The organism is Thalassospira lucentensis (genome assembly GCF_050516545.1).
GTDB classification, from domain to species: Bacteria; Pseudomonadota; Alphaproteobacteria; order Rhodospirillales; family Thalassospiraceae; genus Thalassospira; species Thalassospira lucentensis_C.
On record NZ_CP191544.1, the window covers coordinates 1,148,028 to 1,169,712 of the forward strand.

15 protein-coding genes and 3 tRNA genes are annotated in these 21,685 nt (G+C 52.5%); 14 read left to right on the forward strand and 4 right to left on the reverse strand.

What is annotated here, in order from left to right:
- Positions 1-18 precede the first annotated feature (18 nt).
- A complete protein-coding gene (locus ACQ0MK_RS05300; protein WP_430475131.1) occupies positions 19-1,821 on the reverse strand; it encodes a PHA/PHB synthase family protein in 1,803 nt (600 codons plus the stop codon).
- Positions 1,822-2,083: 262 nt separating this feature from the next.
- On the opposite strand from ACQ0MK_RS05300, the gene ACQ0MK_RS05305 reads away from it, so the two are divergent.
- The 13 genes from ACQ0MK_RS05305 (at position 2,084) to ACQ0MK_RS05365 (ending at position 15,529) form a co-directional block, all read left to right on the forward strand.
- Positions 2,084-3,472, forward strand: coding sequence for an OmpA family protein (locus ACQ0MK_RS05305; RefSeq protein WP_430475132.1), 1,389 nt, complete (start codon positions 2,084-2,086; stop codon positions 3,470-3,472).
- Positions 3,473-3,819: 347 nt separating this feature from the next.
- Positions 3,820-5,061, forward strand: coding sequence for an LL-diaminopimelate aminotransferase (locus ACQ0MK_RS05310; protein WP_430475133.1), 1,242 nt, complete (start codon positions 3,820-3,822; stop codon positions 5,059-5,061).
- Positions 5,062-5,184: 123 nt separating this feature from the next.
- Positions 5,185-6,489 (forward strand): homoserine dehydrogenase, encoded by a 1,305-nt coding sequence (locus ACQ0MK_RS05315; RefSeq protein WP_430475134.1) that lies wholly within the window; start codon positions 5,185-5,187, stop codon positions 6,487-6,489.
- 149 nt (positions 6,490-6,638) lie between these two features.
- Complete coding sequence (gene glpX, locus ACQ0MK_RS05320; RefSeq protein ID WP_430475135.1) at positions 6,639-7,598, forward strand: class II fructose-bisphosphatase; 960 nt, start codon at positions 6,639-6,641, stop codon at positions 7,596-7,598.
- Positions 7,599-7,754: 156 nt separating this feature from the next.
- Entirely contained in the window at positions 7,755-9,047 is a 1,293-nt protein-coding gene (locus ACQ0MK_RS05325; protein ID WP_430475136.1) for an Hsp70 family protein, read from the forward strand.
- 33 nt (positions 9,048-9,080) lie between these two features.
- Positions 9,081-10,097: a pentapeptide repeat-containing protein gene (locus tag ACQ0MK_RS05330; RefSeq protein WP_430475137.1), complete on the forward strand. Its 1,017-nt coding sequence runs from the start codon at positions 9,081-9,083 to the stop codon at positions 10,095-10,097.
- A gap of 149 nt (positions 10,098-10,246) precedes the next feature.
- Complete coding sequence (locus ACQ0MK_RS05335; protein ID WP_430475138.1) at positions 10,247-10,783, forward strand: peroxiredoxin; 537 nt, start codon at positions 10,247-10,249, stop codon at positions 10,781-10,783.
- A 117-nt stretch (positions 10,784-10,900) separates the two neighbouring features.
- Entirely contained in the window at positions 10,901-12,661 is a 1,761-nt protein-coding gene (gene recJ / locus ACQ0MK_RS05340) for a single-stranded-DNA-specific exonuclease RecJ (protein ID WP_430475139.1), read from the forward strand.
- Positions 12,662-12,840: 179 nt separating this feature from the next.
- A complete protein-coding gene (locus ACQ0MK_RS05345; RefSeq protein ID WP_430475140.1) occupies positions 12,841-13,665 on the forward strand; it encodes a substrate-binding periplasmic protein in 825 nt (274 codons plus the stop codon).
- A 76-nt stretch (positions 13,666-13,741) separates the two neighbouring features.
- Positions 13,742-14,998: an MFS transporter gene (locus ACQ0MK_RS05350; RefSeq protein WP_430475141.1), complete on the forward strand. Its 1,257-nt coding sequence runs from the start codon at positions 13,742-13,744 to the stop codon at positions 14,996-14,998.
- Positions 14,999-15,232: 234 nt separating this feature from the next.
- Positions 15,233-15,308, forward strand: a tRNA-Glu gene (locus ACQ0MK_RS05355).
- 31 nt (positions 15,309-15,339) lie between these two features.
- A tRNA-Glu gene (locus tag ACQ0MK_RS05360) sits at positions 15,340-15,415 on the forward strand.
- Positions 15,416-15,453: 38 nt separating this feature from the next.
- Positions 15,454-15,529: transfer RNA gene (locus tag ACQ0MK_RS05365), tRNA-Glu, on the forward strand.
- A 65-nt stretch (positions 15,530-15,594) separates the two neighbouring features.
- Here ACQ0MK_RS05365 and ACQ0MK_RS05370 read toward each other — a convergent pair.
- The 3 genes from ACQ0MK_RS05370 to ACQ0MK_RS05380 form a co-directional block, all read right to left on the reverse strand.
- Positions 15,595-16,971, reverse strand: coding sequence for a sensor histidine kinase (locus ACQ0MK_RS05370; protein WP_430475142.1), 1,377 nt, complete (start codon positions 16,969-16,971; stop codon positions 15,595-15,597).
- Between the two features lie 176 nt (positions 16,972-17,147).
- Positions 17,148-18,512, reverse strand: a complete 1,365-nt coding sequence (locus ACQ0MK_RS05375) for a DNA polymerase IV (RefSeq protein ID WP_430475143.1) — start codon at positions 18,510-18,512, stop codon at positions 17,148-17,150.
- 165 nt (positions 18,513-18,677) lie between these two features.
- A complete protein-coding gene (locus tag ACQ0MK_RS05380) occupies positions 18,678-19,940 on the reverse strand; it encodes an EAL domain-containing protein (RefSeq protein ID WP_350042301.1) in 1,263 nt (420 codons plus the stop codon).
- 332 nt (positions 19,941-20,272) lie between these two features.
- Between ACQ0MK_RS05380 and ACQ0MK_RS05385 the strand changes: the two genes are divergently transcribed.
- Positions 20,273-21,670 carry a tetratricopeptide repeat protein gene (locus ACQ0MK_RS05385; RefSeq protein WP_430475144.1) on the forward strand — a complete coding sequence of 466 codons (1,398 nt, stop codon included), beginning with the start codon at positions 20,273-20,275 and terminating at the stop codon, positions 21,668-21,670.
- Positions 21,671-21,685: the final 15 nt, after the last annotated feature.

Here is a 21,685-nt window from a genome sequence, read left to right on the forward strand (position 1 = left end):
GATCGCGATGATGCTGGATCAGGACAACCTGACTTTTACGTAATCACCCGGTGCCGGGCCAATCACCTTGAGCTTGCCATCGCCGGGCTTGCGGGCATCGACCTTGCCACCGGAACGGCGGCTGATCCAGTTTTGCCAATCGGTCCACCACGATCCTTCATGCTGGGTGGCTTTGGCCATCCAGTCTTCGGGATTGGCCGGGGTGCGGTTATAGGTCCAATGGCAATATTTGTTCGCCGCGGGCGGGTTGACCACACCGGCAATGTGACCTGACGCAGAGAGAACAAATTTCACCTGACCGGACAAGAGTTGCGTTCCGGCATAGGTTGCCTGCCAAGGTGCGATATGGTCTTCGCGGGTGGACAGGAAATAGGCCGGAATTTTGATATCACGCAGGTCAATCGGTTCGCCAAGGATCGAAATGCCGCCCGGTTCGCGCAACAGGTTCTTGTTATACATATTGCGCATATAGAAACTGTGCATTGCCTTGGGCATGCGCGTGGAATCGGAATTCCAATACAGCAAATCAAACGGGAAGGGGTCTTTGCCCAGCATATAATTGCTGACGACAAAGGACCAGATCAGGTCATTGGCGCGCAGCATATTGAATGACATCGACATATCCCGGCCATCAAGATAACCGTCCTTGGACATCTTGTTTTCAAGGCTTTTGATTTGTTCATCATCGACAAAGACCGACAATTCACCGGATTTTTCAAAATCCATCAGGGTGGTGAAGAAGGTGGCCGATTTGATCCGGTCATCACCGGTTTTGGCCATATAGGCCAAGGTGGAGCTTAAAAGCGTTCCACCAAGGCAATAGCCAATCGCGTTGACTTCTTTTTCACCGGTCGCCTGTTCGATCAGATCAAGGGCGGCAAGAATCCCGTCCTTGGCATAATCTTCGAACGACTTTTCGGCCAGTTCGCTATCAGGGTTCACCCACGACAGAACAAACACTGTGTGGCCCTGATCCACCGCCCATTTGATGAACGAGTTTTCCGGGCGCAGATCAAGGATGTAGTATTTGTTGATCCAGGGCGGGACGATCATAAGCGGGCGTTTGGCGACCTTGTCGGTGCTGGGTGTGTATTGTTGCAGTTCCATCAAAGGCGTTCTGCCGACAACCGATCCTTCGCTTGTGGCGACATTTTCGCCTATCTTGAAGGCATCCAGATCAGTCATGCGGATTTGCAGTTTACCCTTGCCGCGTTCGAGATCGCCCAAAAGGTTCTGAAGCCCCTTCAGCAGGTTCTCGCCACCGGATTCAAGGGTGGTGCGCAGAACTTCCGGGTTGGTCATCAGGAAGTTTGTTGGCGAAATCGCATCGACAAATTGACGGGTATAGAATTCGACTTTTTGTGCGGTCCGGTCATCGAGCCCATCGACATCATGAACAACATTTTGCATCCATTGCGAGGACAGAAGATAGGACTGCTTGATAAAGTCAAACAGTTCATTGTTTTCCCATGCTTCATCCTTGAATCGACGGTCGCCTTTGAGGGGGGAGGCCACAGGTTCGGATTCTTCGCCCATTAAACGCAGTGTGGTGTTATGCCATAGCGTGTAATATTGCTGCCAAAGGTCGATTTGTGCGTCGACCAGTTTGGCCGGATTTTGCATAATCTGGTTGGTGAGTTCCGCAAAGGCCGAGCCGATATTAAGCGGATCCGGGTCCGAAATTTCCGGGTCTTCTGCCTGTCTGGCAAGGAAGTCAGATACAAGTCGTTGACTTCTCTCGGCTATCTCTGCCATTGCTGAAGATAGTTTTTCGGGATCGGGATGGGTGATTTGGGTTTCGATGGCCTGTTGATCGCTCATGGGGCATTCCCTTATGATACCGCCGCAGATACTTTGTTATTTCAAAACGTTTTAAGCTTGTTTGCATTATCGCAAGACTTTTAACGTTTGATGTTGCAGGTATCTAAATGACGTTCCGGGTTGAAACTCTGCTTGATCCCAAGCTTATCATGGTCTTAGCCTAGCGCGTCGTTAAGGGGTAGTACAAGAATTATAAGGTGACGATTCTGCGGTAATTTTCAACGCAGAAGTCATCCAACTGAATTTGGAGCAGCGAAAACAAATGGGCGTTCTGAAATCGACGACAGGGCAGTGGTCGTGGCAGGAAACTGCAAGGGGGAAGCTGCGGTTGGTTCTGCAGACCGGATCTGCACTGGCCGTGGTACTGGCATTGGGCGCCTGTTCGTCTGTTCCTGACGCGATCAACCCGGTTGAATGGGGCAAATCCGTCGGTGAAATGTTTGACGGTGACGAAGACGCCGCCGCTGCGAAATCCGACGAAGCGATTCCCGGTGAAGACGGCGAATATCCGAACTTGGCCGATACACCGGCCAAACCGATTGTCACTGGCGATCAGGAACGTGATGCCTTGATTGCCGGTTTGGCGGCCGACCGTGCCAATGCACAATATTCCCAGACCGGACGCCGTCAAAGCAGCGCACCAGTCAATGCATTGCAAGCGGCACCAGAACCTGTCGTGTCCCAGCCGGTCATTGCACCAGCACCGTCCACTCCAGTCAGTAGCACTGCGATGGCTGAAGTGACCTCTAGCGCCGCGGCGGCAGAGACAACTGCGAGTGCTGCAGCTACTGCGACCACGCGCGCTGTGACCTCGGCCCCGTCGGGATCGACGATTGCCGATGAATGGAGCGCCAAGTCGCCTGTATCTGGTCCGGTTCCAACCCCGCAAGCAGCACCTGAACGACCAGCAGCGATGGCAACTGATGCTGCCAAGGCGCAGCAACTTGCAGCATATGACGCAGCACAGGCCAGCGAAGCAAGTTCGGTAAACGTATCTGAGGCACCCGCGATGGCGTCCTCATCGGGGAATGATCCGGTTATGGATCAATATCAGCGCCGCCTTGCTGAAGGTGCAGGCGTTTTTGCGAACGAACCTGCTGTGCAGGTGGCCCAAGGGCAGTCCTTTGATTACTCGCTTTATTCCGACAATGGTTCGGTTACGGTTGATGAAAGTCAGTTGGGCGGCGGTGGATCGGTTTATGGCGAATCCGCTGTGGTCGATATGACGGTGACCAACGATGCGATGGCATCGCGTCTTGGTGTGCGGTCAATTGATCAACTTGCACCGGCGATTAATGCAGAACAGATCGCGCAAATTCAGTTCATGCATGGGTCAACCAATCTTGGCGGCACGGATAATTCGGTTTTGTCACAGGTGGCAAACACCTGGCAGCAGACCGGCGGTATCCTTCGCGTGATTGGCCATGCGTCAATGCGTACGGGCGATATGTCGCTTGAACAGCACCTAGCAGTCAATCGCCGCGTTTCCGAAGGCCGTGCATCGGCAGTCGTTTCGCGGTTGCTTTCGCTTGGTGTCAGCCCGGATGCGATCTTTGTCGGGGCCGATGGTGCAGCCGATCCACGCTATTATGAAGGTATTCCAGCCGGTGAAGCAGGAAACCGCCGTGTTGAGATTTATCTGGAATACTGATTGCGTGATGATCTGGCCGGTTATAAGCGGCTGAAACATTCTTGCAGATGGTTTTTCGCAGCGCGAAAGGAGCAATCCTTTCGCGCTGTTTTCGTTTGCCCGTTGGGTGGGGTGGTTCAGATCGTGATAAATATTGACGAATTCGCGCCGTTTCATTGCCGCAAATAATACTTAAGCTGGTTTTAAGCGCATTAATTCGTTGAGTCCGCTTCCCATAAAAGGTAAATCCTTCGAATTGTACGCTGTGAAGTGCCTGTTTTAAGGGTGCTTACGCAATTTTTGTAAATTCGAGGATGTGCTTTTCGCATAAAATTCGAAAATCGGCAATTTGATGAGGATGAAGGATAATGTCCCAAGACTTCCACCGCATAAAACGTCTCCCGCCTTATGTATTCGCAGAAGTAAATGCGATGAAAGCGGCGGCACGGCGAGCGGGTGAGGACATTATCGATTTTGGTATGGGCAATCCGGACCCGGCCACCCCGCAGCATATTGTCGATAAACTGGTTGAAACGGTTCAGAACCCGCGCACACATGGCTATTCCATGTCGCGCGGCATTCCGGGCCTTCGCAAGGCATTGGCTGCTTATTACGGCCGTCGTTTTGGTGTGGATGTTGATCCTGAAACCGAAACGGTTGTTACCCTTGGCTCCAAGGAAGGTCTTGCCAATCTGGCCGCAGCGATCACCAGCCCCGGCGATATCTTTTTGGTGCCCAACCCGTCCTATCCGATCCATGCATTTGGCTTCATCATTGCCGGTGCGGCCTTGCGCCATATTCCGATTGGGCATGATGATCAGGGATCATTCAACACCGAAAGCTTTATGGAGCAGCTTCACCGCGCGGTGAAACATTCTGTGCCAAAGCCAAGTGCGGTTGTGTTGAACTTCCCGGCCAACCCGACATCGCTTGTGGTTGATCTGGCGTTTTATCAGGAGGTCGTTGATTTCTGCCGCAAGCATGAAATCTATGTCCTGTCTGATATTGCCTATTCCGAGATTTATTTTGATGGCAATCCGCCGCCCTCGATCCTGCAATGCAAAGGGGCGAAGGATATTGCGGTGGAATTTTATTCGTTGTCGAAAACCTATTCGATGGCAGGCTGGCGTATTGGTTTTGCCACCGGCAACAAGAAACTGATCAATGCGCTGACCCGCATTAAATCATATCTTGATTACGGGGCGTTTACCCCGGTGCAGGTCGCAGCAACAGCCGCCCTTAATGGTCCGCAAGATTGTGTCGAGGAATTCCGCAATCTTTACCGTGATCGCCGCGATATCTTTATCGAAGGTGCGCAAAGTGCGGGTTGGGAAATTCCAAGTCCGGCGGCAACCATGTTTGCGTGGGCACCGATCCCTGATGCATTTGCCGAGTTGGGGTCGCTTGATTTTTCCAAGCTTCTTTTGCAAGAAGCAGGTGTTGCCGTCGCGCCGGGGCTTGGTTTTGGCGAGTATGGTGATCGCCATGTGCGTATTGCGCTGGTTGAAAACAAACACCGCATCCGTCAGGCCAATCGCAATATCAAACAGTTCTTCCAAAAATGTCCTGATGCAGAATCTGCACGTGAACTGTTGAAGAAATCTGTCTGATATCTCATAAAGCATTCTGTGTTTCGCCCGGGACATGTCCCGGGCGTTATTTTATCAGGGCACGGTGACCAAATTTTGGGTATATACGCGCTTTGAGTTCTAACCACGTGCTAAGGAGTTATCGTGAAAGACGTCGTCAAAATCGGTGTGGCAGGCCTGGGTACGGTCGGTGCCGGAACCGTTAAACTGCTGAGTGAACATCGCGACATTCTGACCGACCGTTCGGGTCGCCAGATTGTTGTTACAGCGGTATCGGCGCGTGATCGAACTCGCGATCGTGGTTTTTCGACAGATGGCCTGACTTGGTACGACGATGCCCGTGATCTTGCTGTTGATAAAAACGTCGACATTCTGGTTGAACTGATCGGTGGTTCGGACGGCATTGCGTATGACGTTTGCAAAACGGCCCTTGAAAACGGCAAGCATGTTGTCACCGCAAACAAGGCACTGATCGCCCTTAAGGGTGTTGAACTTGCCCAGATTGCTGATGCCAACAATGTCACCATCGCCTATGAGGCGGCGGTTGCAGGCGGTATTCCGGTGGTCAAGGCATTGCGCGAAGGTTTGGCAGGCAATGCCATTACGCGCGTGACAGGCATCCTGAACGGGACGTGTAACTTTATCCTGACCACCATGCGTGAGCAGGGCCGTGATTTTGCCGATGTTTTGAACGAAGCCCAGAAATTGGGCTACGCCGAAGCCGACCCGACTTTTGACGTTGATGGCATTGATGCCGCGCATAAGCTTGCCATCCTTGCCAGTCTTGCCTTCGGCGTTGAAGTTGATTTCGATGCAGTGGCGGTCGAAGGCATTCGCAGCGTATCGGCCCTTGATATTCAACTGGCCGAAGAACTTGGCTATCGCATCAAACTTTTGGGCATTGCCAAGCAAACCCCCGAAGGCATCGAGCAGCGCGTATCGCCGGTTATGGTTGATCGTGCGACCCAGATTTCCAAGGTCGAAGGCGTGTTTAACGCAGTTGCCCTTGAAGGTGACTATGTCGGGCCGGTGGTTCTGCAGGGTCGTGGTGCGGGCGAACGTCCGACTGCGTCGGCTGTGGTGGCCGATATCATTGATATTGCCGCAGGTCGTACTGCGCCGGTCTTTGGCGTGCCGGCAAGCCGGTTGAAAAAGAACGTGCGGGCGTCGCTTGAGAAACATACCGGGGCCTATTACCTGCGCCTGATGGTGTGGGATCGTCCGGGGGTTATGGCCGAAGTGACCGCGACCCTTGCCAAGCATGGGGTTTCGATGGCGTCCATGATCCAGCATGGTCGGGCCGAAACCGAAGGCGGGGTTGTGCCGGTGGTGATTGTTGCCCACGAAACAACCGAATCAGCAATGTCGGGTGCAGTGGATGATATCGCAGCGTTCGAAAGCAATTCACAGCCGCCGGTTCTGATGCGGATCGAAAGTTTTGCATCTTAAAACTTTAAAGCTCAAAGCGCCTCGCACCTGTCATGATGCGGGGCGCTGTTGTAAGGTCAGGTTGCGATGCCTGACGTAAAAATGACAAAAACCAAGACAACAACGAGACGGAGCCCCCAGACTCCGCATCACACTACGAGGAAGACAAAATGGATCGAAATCTAGCGCTTGAAACCGTTCGCGTGACCGAGGCGGCAGCACTTGCGTGCTCGGGCCTGATGGGCCGCGGCGATGAAAAGGCTGCTGATCAGGCTGCTGTTGATGCGATGCGCAATGCGCTCAACAGCATGGACATCAAAGGCACGGTCGTCATCGGCGAAGGTGAACGCGACGAAGCCCCGATGCTGTTCATTGGCGAAGAAGTTGGTACCGGCAGTGGCCCGGAAATCGACATCGCCCTTGATCCGCTTGAAGGCACGACCATCTGTGCGACCGGTGGCCCGAACTCGCTCGCGGTTGTTGCCATGGCCGAAAAGGGCGGTTTTTTGAACGCGCCTGATACCTATATGGAAAAGATCGCTGTTGGCGGTGGTCTTCCGGAAGATGTTGTTGATCTTGATGCCAGCCCACTTGAAAACCTTAAAAGCCTTGCTTCTGCCAAGGGCTGCGATGTTGCTGATCTTGTGGTCTGTATCCTTGATCGTCCGCGCCATCAGGACATCATTGCCAAAACCCGCGAAGCAGGTGCGCGCATCATGTTGATCGGTGATGGCGATGTTGCCGGTGTGATTGCGACCTCGCAGAAAACATCGGGCATTGATCTTTATATGGGCACTGGTGGCGCACCTGAAGGTGTTCTTGCCGCAGCGGCCCTTCGCTGCATTGGTGGTCAGTTCCAGGGACGTCTGGTTTTCCGCAATGATGACGAAATTGCCCGTGCGAAAAAATGGGGTATCGAAGACCTTAGTCGCAAATACAAACTTGGCGAACTTGCCAAGGGCAATGTGATGTTTGCGGCAACCGGTGTGACCGATGGCGCAATGCTGCGCGGTGTGCGCCGGTTCGCCAATGGTGCCGAAACCGAAAGCATCGTGATGCGTTCGCAGTCGGGTACAGTACGCTATGTCCGTGCGGTTCACGATTTCAGCCGCAAGATCTGGTACAAATAAAATCTGCTTGTGCGGAATATGCAAAGGGAGGGCTCGTTATCATATCGGGTGCTCCCTTTTTTCGTTATGACTGTCGTCTAATCGCTTGCAGGGCAGGGCGGTCTGGGTTACATCCTCCGCCCCCATCCAAGAACACCTTTTGTCGGAGCCCGCCAAATGTCGGAAATTATTGCCCTTGATTTCGGTACGACCAACTCTGTCCTTGCCGTTGCGGACAGTGCGGGCAATGTGCAATCGGCAAAGTTTGAAGTCGGGACAAACAGTTTCGATACATACCGCACCATCCTGTATTTCTGGGAAGAACAGGAACTGACATCGCCCGGTGCGCCGACATTCACAAAAAGCTGTTCGGGGCCGTTCGCGATTGACGAGTACCTTAAGGAAAGTCACGACTGCCGTTTGATCCAGTCGATGAAATCATACCTTGCATCCAAGGATTTTGATGGCACCGAAATTTTCGGCACGACCTATTCGATTGAAGATCTGATCGGAACCTTCCTGACGCAAATCCACCATTTTGCCCAGCATAGCCTTGGCTGGTTGGGGCAGCGGGTGATTTCGGGCCGTCCTGTCGCCTTCGCCGGTAGTAATCCGGACAATGATTTCGCCGAAATGCGGTTGCGCAGTGCCTATGAGCAGGCAGGCTTTGATGTCGAAGCCATGGTGTTCGAACCCTTGGCCGCGTCCTATTATTACGGGCGCGAACTTGATAAACCCGAAACGGTGCTGGTGGCCGATTTTGGTGGTGGTACCAGTGACTTTTCACTGATCCGCTTTACGCCGGGTCTTGGCGTTGCCGGGGTGCAGCCGTTGGCCCATACCGGCCTTGGTGTTGCAGGGGATCGGTTTGATTACCGCATCATCCAGAAGGCCGTCTGGCCGCGCCTTGGTTTCGGGTCGGAATACAAATCGATGGGGGCGACCTTGCCGGTGCCGCGGCAATATTTCACGGCGTTTTCGCGCTGGCATGAACTTGCCATGATGAACCAGCCCAAAACCATCAACGAAATCAAAAGCCTGATCCGTTCGTCAACCAAACCCGATGATATCGAAGATCTGGTGGCGATCATTGAAGAAGAAATGGGCTTCCATCTTTATCAAACGGTGTCCAAGGCCAAGGCGGAATTGTCATCTTCTGACAGCGCGCTTTTGCAATTCTCCCACGGCGGGGTCGAAATTGAAGAACGCCTGACCCGTGCCGATTTTGAAGCCGCCATCGCCCCCGATATGGCCGAAATTGAACTGGCGGCCAAAAACTGCCTGTCACAGGCCGGTGTTGATGCGCGTGATGTTTCCAAGGTCTTTATGACCGGCGGTACATCCTATGTCCCGGCCGTTCGCAAAATATTTGAAGACGGTTTTGGCAAGGACCGCATCGAAATCGGCCAGCCGTTCCTGTCCGTGGCGCACGGTTTGGCGTTGATTGCGGCGGATGAGGGGATTGTTTGACTGCTCGCAACTCTCTATGGTTGGAAGTGTAGCTTGAGGTTGCAAAAGCTTTCTGGTTTTGAACAAGGGAATGGTATGTTTTCTAAAATCAGAGTGCAGATTTCCTCGCAATTGGTGAAACTGCTAAACAAACCTGTGTGCCGGTGTGTTTGCGATAAAGTTTATGCTGAATGGGAGAAAGGTAATTTGAAGTCTGCAGTTTATCTGTTGCTCTTCTGTATCTTGGTTTGGAGTGTTTGGTGGGCCCTTGGATGGGCTTTCAGCGGTTTTGGAAGTGATTACAGAGTTGAGTTTATGGGGCTCGTCTTTGATATCATCTTTATCTTAATTGTATATTCTGCTTTTCAGCGTAAGGCCTTGGAGCTGGAAACGATAAAACGTCATCATGAAACAATTGAAGATTACAAAAAGTGGGATAGTGAGGAATCACGCTTCAGAATCGCTGGCGCACTTCGTCGTTTGAATGCTTTGAAGGTCACTAGCTTCGATTTTACGGGCTTAGTACTCTCTGATTTCAGTTTTGCCGATCACAAGATTAAAAACATATCGAAATCGAAATTTTACGATGGCTCTTGGGGAGAGCCATTTAAACCTCATGGAGTTAGGCTTAGTAAAGTATCGTTTAACTGGGTAAACTGTGAGTATGTGCAATTTTCTCCTGGAAATCCGCTAAAGGCCTTTATCAATAAAAGCAATCTATATGCGCAATTTTTTGATTGCAGTTTTGAGCAAGCGAAACTCAAGGGCTCTTCGTTCAATGGTGCTGAGTTGTGTTGGTCTAACAAGCCATTAGATGATATTTACGCTCACGAAGAAGACCCTGACACAAGAGAACCATTTAGCACCCAAATTCACTTTGGTCCATTTCATGACGCGGATTTAACTGATACTTCGTTCCAAAATGCTATTTTTCAGAATGCAGACTTCAGAGGGGCTTTGAATATTGCTAGTGCAAACTTTGAGGGCGCGTCTGGGCTAGATAGTTGTCGCTTTGACTTCGAAGCTTTGGAAAACGAAGTGCTTAGGCGTGCTCAGGTGAAAACTATCTAGCCCTTGTGACGCCTCTTTGCCCGGTTGTTCCACCATGCGCAATGGCCCTTTCTTTTCAGTTGGTTCAACCACATCTATCTTCAATCGAAACGGACACAATCGGCAACGGTGTTTGAAGGTCCGTAATTGAAAAACAGGGAGGACAGCGGATGAATATGGAAAGCGAAGCGCACGTCATTGAGAGATTGACCGGGCAGATCGTACCGGCACTTCCTTTGCCCGCAACCGACGGGGAGTCTGTTGATTTATCCGACCTTGCCGGGCGCACGGTTGTGTATGCCTATCCGCGTACGGCCAAGCCCGGATTGCCATCACCGCAAGGCTGGGATGAAATCCCCGGTGCCAAGGGCTGCACGCCGCAATCCTGTTCGTTTCGCGATCATGCCGCGGAATTAAAAGCAGTTGGCGTGGCCAACCTGTTCGGAATGTCGAGCCAATCGACAGAATATCAGAAAGAAGCGGGTGAGCGCCTTCATCTGCCATTTGCCCTGTTGTCGGATGCGGATCATCGTTTCAAGGAAGCTATGGCAATGCCCGATTTTGAAATTGCGGCGATGCGGCTGTTTAAACGCCTGACCCTGATCATTGACGATGGCAAGATCACCAAGGTTTTTTACCCCGTTCCCGATCCGGCAGCAGATGCGCAAAACGTTTTGAATTGGTGCCGGGATAATCCACGGACTTAGTTGTGAACTTGGCCGCAGACTTGGTTTCCACGCTACAGACAAATTATCCGGTTTAAGCAGGACCAAGATTACGCTATTTCATTGGGCATGACAGATCATGCGCAAGAAACGACTTTTATGGGGATCGAGCGATCCGCGACCGGTAAATGGTGGCGTGAACGCGCGAATGATGAACGTCTGGCAACGACAATTTCGCAACGCTTTGGCGTGCCCGAGATTGTTGGCCGGGTGATGGCATCACGTGGCATCGGGCTTGATGATGCCGAAAGTTTCCTGTCGCCAACATTGCGCGATCTGATGCCCGATCCGTCTTCCTTGCAGGATATGGACAAGGCCGCGTCGCGCATTGCCGATGCAATTGAGAACGGCGAAAAGATCGCCGTCTTTGGCGATTATGACGTTGATGGCGCCACCAGCACCGCACTTTTAAAACTGTTTTTCCGGGCGGTCGGTGCCGATGTCCCGGTGCACATCCCGGACCGTATGAAAGAGGGCTATGGCCCAAATGCGCCAGCATTGCTGGAGCTGCAGCGCAAAGGTGCCAATCTGATCCTGACGGTCGATTGCGGTATCAGCGCCTATGCGCCGCTACAAGAAGCCCAGGATGCCGGGATCGAAATCATTGTTGTGGATCATCACGCGGCCGAACCGGAATTGCCGCCGGCGGTTGCAGTGGTCAATCCCAACCGTCTGGATGATGAAAGCGGCCTTGGGCATTTATGTGCTGCCGGGGTTGCGTTCCTGTTATGCGTTGCGATGTTGCGCGAATTGCGCAAACGCGGCTGGCTTGAAAAGGCCGGTATTCGCGCACCGGATTTGCGCAACTGGCTTGATCTGGTGGCATTGGGAACGGTCTGTGATGTTGTGCCGTTGCGCGGGTTGAACCGGGCCTTTGTGACGCAGGGCTTAAAAGTCATGCGCCACCGATCAAATATCGGCATGGCGTCGCTTGCCGATATTGCCGGGGTGAATGAAACACCAAGTGCGTATCATCTTGGATATGTCCTTGGCCCGCGTGTGAATGCCGGTGGGCGCGTTGGCGAGAGTTTCCTTGGTACAACCCTGCTTTCAGGCGAGAACCCGCCAGAGGCGCTGGATATCGCGCGTAAGCTTGATGAATATAACCGTGAACGCAAGGCGATCGAAGATATCGTCCTTGATCAGGCAATCAGTGCGGTTGAAGGACAGACCAAAGTCGGATCAATGGTTTTGGTCGGCGGGGAAGATTGGCATCCCGGCGTGATCGGTATTGTCGCAAGCAGGCTTAAGGACCGCTATCACGTGCCATCTTTGGTGATGGGGATGGTCGACGGGGTCTTTAAGGGATCGGCGCGTTCTGTGCGCGGGATTGACCTTGGCGCTGCAATCATTGCCGCCCGTCAATCGGCGCTTTTGATCAATGGTGGCGGGCATGGCATGGCAGCGGGCTTTAGCCTTGATCCGGAAAAGCGCGATGCCTTTGAGGCCTTCCTTGAAGAACGTTTTGCCAAGATCATTGCCGAAAACGACATTCGCCCGACCATCACGGTCGATGGCGCACTTCATGCCCATGGCGCGACACTTGATCTGATTGATGCGCTTGAAAAGCTTGGGCCATTTGGCGCAGGCAATGCGGAGCCGCGATTTGCCTTTGTCGATTGCCGTGCGGTGAAGGCCGATGTTGTCGGGGCCGATCATGTGCGCTGCATTCTGACCGGTGCAAATGGCAAGGGCCGGCTTAAGGCGATTGCCTTTAGATGTCTGGACAATGACATGGGCCAGACATTGATCAAGCATGGCGGTCGGCCGCTGCATGTTCTGGGGCATTTGCGCCGCGATACATGGCAGGGACGTGATGGCGTTCAGCTGATTATTGATGATGTGGCGCTGCCGGTTTGACGGTGATCTGTTGGTTGATGCGGAAATTCCTGATATATTAGGATCTTAGTCTTTATTCCGCCTGAAATTTTCAGCTCATTCGTGTTCCCGAGCAACAGAGCAGAGTGCCCCATGTGATGATCCATTCTGATGATCTGCAACGCTTTCATGTAAGCCGCACTTACTGCAGAACTCCAGTTATGTTCCGTGGTTGCATGGGCTTGGTCATCGCTGTGTGTGTCTTTGTGGTTGGAAATGTTGTTCAGGCCAGCCCCCTTGATGAGTTGGGACCGGAATATTTAAGAAATGCGCAGAACGTTACCCTTCTGACCGAAGATTACCCGCCGTATAATTTTATCGAATCTGACGAACTGCGCGGGGTTGGTGCTGATGTGATACAGGCCATGGCGAGTGCCATCGGATATCACAAAAGGATGGAAGTCCTGCCATGGAAACGGGTGATGCTGCGTCTTGAGGACGAAGCTGAAATCGGTGTTTTTTCTATGACCCGAACGCCGCAGCGTGAAGAGATGTATGCGTGGGTGGGGCCGATTGTTAAGGCCCGCGTCGGGCTTTATCAATTGACAGAGCGACGTTCGCTTGTGCATTCGGTTCAAGGGCTTCGATATGTTGAAGCCATTGGGGTGCAGGCAGGTGGCGCGCATGAGCAGGCATTGCTGGAATATGGTTTTGAAAATCTGGAACCAATCTTCAATCAGAGCAGTGGTATCCAGATGCTTGCTGTTGGTCGTATTGATCTTCTGGTGTCATCGGATATCGAGCTTTTCGAACAATTGAAGAAAACGGAACTGACACTTGATGACCTTGAATTGGTTTATAGTTTTGGCCGTGGCGATCTTTATCTGGCGTTTTCAAAGCAAACATCAGTTTCGGCCCTGACGGCTTGGCAAGCAGCCTATGACCATATTGTTGAAAATGGCCAGTTTGATATGATCATGGAGAAATATGGCATGATCGGCGATCAATACCCGCTATTTGAAGGTGATCTGTCAATCGGACAGTAGGTCATAAGCTGCGCATATTTGCCATGTGTGGCAAAGACTTGCCGTAATCCCAAGATGGGATTATGCCAGATGCATCATGACACACCATTCCACGACGCCACCTTCATCTTCTTCGCATGGGATCAAAGCCTTTTTGCTGGTTTTGGCTCCGATCCTTCTTGCCTTTTCGCTCAGCCAGTTTTTCAGATCCGCCCAAGCACTTTTGGCGGAGCCGCTGCGCAATGAGCTTGCGGTTACCCCGGAACAGCTTGGCCTGATTTCAGGCAGTTTTCATTTCGCCTTTGCCTTGATGCAAATTCCGGTTGGCGTGATGCTGGATCGATATGGTCCGCGTTTGACCAACGGTTTTTTGATGATGTTTTCATTTGCCGGGGTGGTCATTTTTGCCAACGCGCATAGCGTCTTGGGGTTAATGATCGGCCAGGCGGTGATTGGCCTGGGCTGTTCGGCGGCCTTTATGTCGGCATTGGTGTTGGCTGCACGTTGGACGGCACCGGAAAAGTTTGCGGCCGCGTCCGGTCTGATTGTGTCATTCAGCCTGCTTGGTGTTCTGGCATCGTCAACGCCTTTGGCGGCCCTGGTCGAAGCCCATGGCTGGCGCAATGTTTATTACGGGTTGGCGGGCTTAACCGTGATCGCTGTTGTGCTTGATCTTTTGTTTGTGCGCGATACGCCTCCGGGCCGTGCGCCAACAGATCAAAAGGGCGAAACCGTGATGGAGGCCCTGCAGGGCATGGTTTCAGTCTGGAAAAACCGACAGGTCTGGCTTTTGGCCGGGGTGGCTTTCTTCAGCTATCCGGCGATCCTGACCGTGCGGGGACTTTGGGGCGGGCCATATTTGCACGATGTGTTTGATCTTGGTGCGGTTGAAGTGGGGAATATCCTGCTGATCATGACGATTGGGATGATCCTTGGACCACCGGCCTACGGGCAATTATCACGTAAGATGGTGGGCAAAACCCACGGGCTTATTGTCTTTGCTGTTATGGTCGGGGCAGGGGCGTGCCTTTTGCAGGCGTTTCTGGGCCCTGTAGGCGTCGGTGTGGCTGCGACACTCTTTCTGCTGCACGGTTTTCTTGGATCAAGCGCAACGCTTAATTATGCCGCCTCACGCCAGGCTGTGCCCGAACATCAGATTGGTCGGGCACTGACGACGATCAATCTGGCAACATTTTCCGGTTTGTTTGTCCTGCAAGGCATTGCAGGCATTATTATCGGTCAATTCGATGCGGGCGCGCCCGACGGGTATCGCTGGATGTTTGTGTTTCTGGGAACCGGTCTTGGCGTTGCAGGCATCAGTTTCTGGTTTGGGGCACGGCGCAAAAGAGGCTGATGTCAAACTGGTTTTGCCGATGATCCCGCCCGCAGAATTGGGGGGGCTTGCCTTATTTGGCAGGGCAAGCATAAAATAAACCAACCGGTTAAACATCAAGGCTTGGTTTTTGCGGGTTTTGGCTGGTTATGGCCTTATTTTGGGTGGGGGATTAAAAAAAACGTCACAGGGGCGAAAAAGCCGCTTGACCTGACCCGACCCAATCGCTAAAAACCGGCCTCGTTAACGCGCTGCGTCCCCTTCGTCTAGAGGCCTAGGACACTGCCCTTTCACGGCGGCAACAGGGGTTCGAATCCCCTAGGGGACGCCACTCGTTAACACAGACTGTTTTTGGTGAGCGTGTCCCCTTCGTCTAGAGGCCTAGGACACTGCCCTTTCACGGCGGCAACAGGGGTTCGAATCCCCTAGGGGACGCCACCGAAACACAGTCCACATAAAATCGCTTTGCGATCTGCGTCCCCTTCGTCTAGAGGCCTAGGACACTGCCCTTTCACGGCGGCAACAGGGGTTCGAATCCCCTAGGGGACGCCATCTTTTCCAAATAAAGATGGTTTATTGAATGCTCGCAGCAATCGGCTGGCGGGCATTTTCTGTTTTCAGGCTGTGTTTTCAGGTATTTCGGCCGATAGGCTGAATGTGGCGATCAGGCCGCCTTCTGGATTATGTTCCAGCCACAGATGTTCTTCGTCTTCCCGGCACAAATCACGGCACAGCGACAGCCCGACGCCAGATCCAATTTCGCCAAATGTACCCTCGGTCGATTTGTATGACGTGGTGCCTTTGGTGAACTCAGCGATCATTTTATCGGAAACACCCGCCCCACGGTCAATGATACGGATGTGAATTGCGGTTCCGACAACGGCTGTCTCTATCAGAATCCTGCTGCGTGGATTGGAAAACTTGATCGCGTTGACAAGCAGGTTGCGGCAAATCATCTGTACATGCGGGGCAACACCATAACCGGCCAGGTTTTGTGGAATATAAGTCACCGTGACTGATTTTGCCTCAAGCAAGGGGCGCACAGTCGCGATGGTGTCTTTGATAAGCTGGTCAATGTCAATTTCAGTCCGGCTTGGCTTGCCTTCGTCGAAAAGAGTACGTCCCCACACCAGAAGATCGTCAAGAAACCTGAGCGTTTCTGAGGTTGAAGAATGCAACTGGCGAATATTTCCCAATGCCTGCGCCTGATTGCCGGCAACAAGATCCTGTTGGGCGAGTAAGGAAAGACCAGACAGCCCGTGAAACGGCGTTCGAAGGTCATGGGCAAGGACGGCGAAAAGGCGGTTCCTGGCTTTGGCTTCGGCATGCAAGGACGTGTTGAGCGATATGATAATCATGCCGGTAAAGCCGACGGCTGTCAGAAGCAGGAAAAGAATGACGTCAAGGAAAGCGACCATGTGGATGGTCGATGCCGTCATAAAGTTCGCTATTTCCTGATGAGCAAGCCACGTATAGGCAGCACGGAAAACATGATAGAGGCCGTGTACTGCGAATGTTAGCGCCATCACCGTTTCTGGCGCGGTCCGGCGGCCCTGTTTTTGGAACCAAAGAATATAAAAACAAATAAGTGAAAATCCGGCGAGTGCGGCTGAAATCACGATAATACGTGTCGAGACACTGGGGATGACTTCACTGTAATAGACGAACAGTATGGCAACGATGCCGGTGATAGCCCCGGTCGTCAGATAGCTTGGCTTGCGATTGGTATAGATTTCCAGCCCGAGCCAGTAAAATCCGTGCGCGAGTGTGATCAGGGTATTGGCGACAATAACCGACGCGATGTCAGGAATGGCCCCGCGAAAGCCCAATAAGATAAACCCGATAGCGTTTGATATCCCGCCAAGGGCCCAAAGGGTTGTGCAAACGCCGCGACGCGCGACCAGTGAAAGTGATATGAATGCAATGGCTTGAACAACGGCCGACATGGTTGCGATAAAGGCAAGCGTGCGGATATCCAATTCAACGCCAAACATTTATTCTCCCCTCATGGTCTGTGCATGACGCCTTGTTTGTTTTGAATGCGGATGCTTATTTTTCTATAGGGGTTCATTTTGGATGAACTCAACTGCATTGCAATATGGGAGCAAGTCAATTGTTTGATATTTTTGCGTCTTGCTATGCCTGATGGCGGGCTGGCAGGGTTTTTAACTTAGAACTGGAAGCGCCGTTGAGGCGACTTTCCTTTGTGCTGACGATACCGCCGGGTCAGGCTTTCGCGCAGTTGTTCGGCCGTGGGGCGCGGGAGTTCGATGATTTTGCGCACAGGGGCTGCTTCATCCTGTGTCGAGGCATTGTCGTCGACAATGACAGCCGCCGTATCGGCAAACAAATCCACCGGATCAGCCTGGTCTGCCGCAAACAAGTCCGTCAACCCGACCCCCAATAGCCGATATTTCGTGCCATCGATTTCTTTTTTCAAAAGGGTCAGGGCAGCGTCAAGGATGACGTCTTCGCGCAATGTCGGATAGGTCAGGCGCATGTTCCGGGTGCGGGTTTTGAAATCAGATGATTTCAATTTCAGGACCACGGTATGGCCCGCGATTTCCTTGCGCGCCAGATCGCGGGCGACCCGTGATGTCAGGCGGGTTGCGATTTCGGTCAATTCTGTGATGCCAGCGACATCTTCGTTAAAGGTGGTTTCCGACGACAGGCTTTTGCGTTCGCTGCTTTGTTCCACGCGTCGGTTGTCTTCGCCGCGTGAAAAGTAATAAAGCCGTTTGCCAATGCTGCCATAGTGGCCCTGCAAGGTATGGATATCGATTTCCTGAAGCTGTCCGATGGTGGTGATGCCATCGGAATGGAGCTTACGTTCCATTGCCGGCCCGACCCCCCACATCATGCGCACAGGCTTGTCGGCCAGAAAATCAACAGCCTCGGCCGCACCAATCATGGAAAATCCAAAAGGCTTGTTCAGATCGGATGCGATTTTGGCAAGAAACTTGTTATAGGAAAGCCCGATTGAAACAGTGATGCTAACTTCGCGGAGCACCGTTGCCTGTAGCTCAATCAGGCATTCGGCGGCGGACTTGCCATGGGTATCGCGAACGTGTGTCAGATCCATAAAGGCTTCGTCGATGGAAAGCGGTTCGATATCGGTGGTCAGGGCACGCATCATGTCGCGCACGCGATATCCTTCGCGCTGATACTTTTTCATATCCGGTGGCAAAAAGACCGCATTTGGGCATAGCTCACGCGCTTTAAAGGCCGGCATGGCTGATCGCACGCCAAATTTGCGTGCAACGTAACAGCAGGTCGATACAACGCCGCGGTGGCCCCCGCCAATGATGACGGGTTGTTCGGCCAGTTCCGGACGGTCACGTTTTTCGATCGAAGCATAAAACGCATCGCAATCAAGGTGTCCGATGGAAAGTTCCGGAAGCTCGGCATGGGCAATTGCGCGTTGGCATCGACATATCGGGCAGGGCATGTAAGAACCCGCACCGCTTTTGGGCAGCGGTCGATCAAGATGCAGTCGCCATTTGTGATGGCAGTCTGGGCAAAGCGCATAAAGCATGCTTATTTGTACCCTTTTTGTTCTGATCTTGCCAAGGGTAGAAGTACGCAATATGTCGCTTTGCCGCACGCTCCAGTCAGGACCTGTCAGGAGCGTGCCATAAAAAAAGCCGGGATAAATCACCCGGCTTTCGTCATTGGTTGGTTTAAGCGGTCAAACGGTTGGTTATTTCTGTTGCTGAGCCGCTTTGCTGGCGCGTTTTGCACGGCGCTGACGGGCGATCATTTGATCGATATAGCGCCCCTGGAACAGGGTGATACCAAGTGACTGACCAAACTTGATCGCGGTTGGCGAATCGCAACGGCACAGGATCACGCGTTCGCGGCCTGAATTTTTCACCAGACTGTCCATTTCACCGTATTTTTTACGAATGACGTTATCGGTCATTTCTTCGCGCCATGCGACTTTGATGAAGTCGGCTTTCAGGCTTTTGCGATCAACAAATGAAAGCGATTCCACCGTCAGGTTATCAATCAGAATACGATAACCGCGCTTGTGGAAATCATCGCGGACCTTCAGATAGGTTTCCAGATTGGAGAACAGATCGACCTGATTAAGCTCAATAATCACGTTGCCGGGCCATTTACGGCGAACGGTCTCGTCGAATTTTTCGAAATCTTTCGATGTCAGCGTGCCAAGGTTCAAATTAAGCGAGAACGAACTTGCATGTGTCTTGAAGGTTCGCTTGCACAGATAATTGAGCATGCGTTTATCAAGCACTTCGGTCATGTGCTGGAACAGCCAGCGGTTCGATGCAAGATCGATACTGGGCATCAAGGCATTACGCAGATCGGTGATCGAGACAAAAAACTCGTCAAAGACCGGGTGCAGTTCCTTTGAGCTGCCATGCGCAAAGACGCAAACCGGCTGCTGACGGATATGTTCGGAAAGATCGGCGGTGTGAATGGTTTCTTCAAGCTGGGCGAGGTTTTCGGCATCAAGCGGTTGAAGCGCTTCGTCCTTTTCGCGCTGCATTGCTGTGCGCATATTGATGCTTTTCTGCAGCTTCTTAGCGCGTTCATCAAGATGCTGGCACAGCAACAGGAATTCCTGAAATTCGGTATTCAGGTTGTACCAGGTGCAAAAACCGGTTTCTTCGCTTTCATCCTGTGACAAAGGATCGTCACGGAAAAGATAGCGCAGCGTATCAACGGCCGGTTCGACGTCTGCGATTGATTTATCTTTCCAGATAAACAGCAGGTCGTTGTTGCTCAGCACAAAGATGCGGCCGACATAAAGCTTTACGTAGCTTTCGAAGGTATTTGTCGCAACGCGGATATGATAATCGCGGCGATGAAACGGTTTCATCCGTGACAGGTGGATTTGCACAGCGCGATGCCCGTATTTGCGGGTTTCAAGCCGTTGTACATAATCCAGCAACAGGTATTCCTGAAGGGCCTGCTGGCCATATTGCTGCGGTTCAATCACGCGCGACCCCTGAAAGATAAGTATATTTTTTCATCGTTATGGGTTGGTTCCATACACCCAAGAGCGAAGAATGATCAAATCATAATGTTCTGAAGGTGGGGTTAATGCCCCAAACATCTTCTATTCTTATATGAACTATACATATGGAAGGGCAAGGGGGCGTTCGGGTTGGCTCTTAAATTACCAAGCGAATTAACTTTAACGAATTATTGGCAAGCAGGATGCAAAATCAATGCGGTATGGGGAAGTTCATGTGGGTTTTCGCTGGCATATGCCAAGGCGATACCGCATGATTTTCAGAAATAGGCTTTAAAGAATAGGGGATTGGCGCCATGCAGGTATCCGCAAAGCGGACCGGAAACTGGCTGAAAATCAGCAAGGGGATTGCTGTGATCGGTATGGTTTCATGGGTGTCGGCCTGTGCGCCGTTGCTGGATCAGGATTTTTGGGACGAAGCGACGTCCTTTGCCGATGATAATTATACTGCACTTGGTCTGCAGCAACTTGCGACCGGCGACTATGCGTCCGCCGAGAAGTTTTTTGACGAAGCCTTACGCAAAAATCCACAAGACGGTCATGCATTGTTGTGGCGGTCTGTTCTGTATCAAAATACCAACCGTCCTGATCGCGCCAAAGATGGCTATGATACATTGATTGCAATGAACCCGGCGGGCACGGTGTTGATGTCATCGGCAACCGGCACGCAGCCCCGCCCATTGCGCGATGCGGCTGAATTCAACCTGATGCGATTGCAGCGGGGACTTCCGGGATCACTTAGCATCAATGATCAAATTGTGAGCGGGTCACCCAGCCTTGGCAATACCGCACCTGCATCGGCCATGACGGGAAACAACATGGGTCAGTCCATGACCAGCGGGCCGATCAAGGCGATGGATATTCCACCTGGTGCTGCAATGTCCGCCGGCGACGAAGCGATTGCCAAGCGGTTCTCTATTTTGCGCAATCTGCAATCTGTTGGTCTGGTGACACCAGAAGAATATTCCGCACGGCGCTCTGCCAACCTTGGTGCTTTGTTGCCCATGAGCCAAGCCGCGCCATCGGCATTCTTGAACAATCCGCCGCCCGAAGGCTCGCAGGTCGAGCAGCGTCTTAATCAATTGAACCGTGCCTTGCAGATTGGGGCAATCACCGTGCAGGAACATGTTGCGGAACGCACTGCAATTTTGGACGCGCTTTTGCCTGCACAGCCACGTCAACGTGCCAACCCGTTGCCTGCACCACAAGGATTGATGGACGCCGCCCGTCAGATTGCGCGGATCGAAGATCTGCAAAAGATGAAACTGGTGACGCCTGACGAATTCAAACGCGAACGCGATGCGATTGAAGCGGCAATTGTGGAACCGGCACAAGGCAATGTCATGACCCTGAATGCAGGTGAACCCGTCCGTAAGGTGGCAACCGGATCAAGTCGACCGGTTCAGGCAGGTGAAGAAGCCGCCGCCCCGGCAAGCGCAGGGGCGGCAATGGCAAGTGGTGGTCGATCCGTCCATTTGGCATCGTATCGCAACGAAGGGCAGGCCGAACGTGGATGGCAGGTGTTGCAAGGCCGATATAGTCAGTTGGCTCCGCTTCAGCATGGTGTGACCCGGGCGAACATTCCGGGTAAGGGCACGTATTATCGCCTGATGGCTACGGGACTAAGCGACAGTGCCGCAAGTTCGCTCTGTACAGACCTAAAGCGCCGCGGGCAATTCTGTGAGGTTAAGTAGGGTACTGGCAACAGA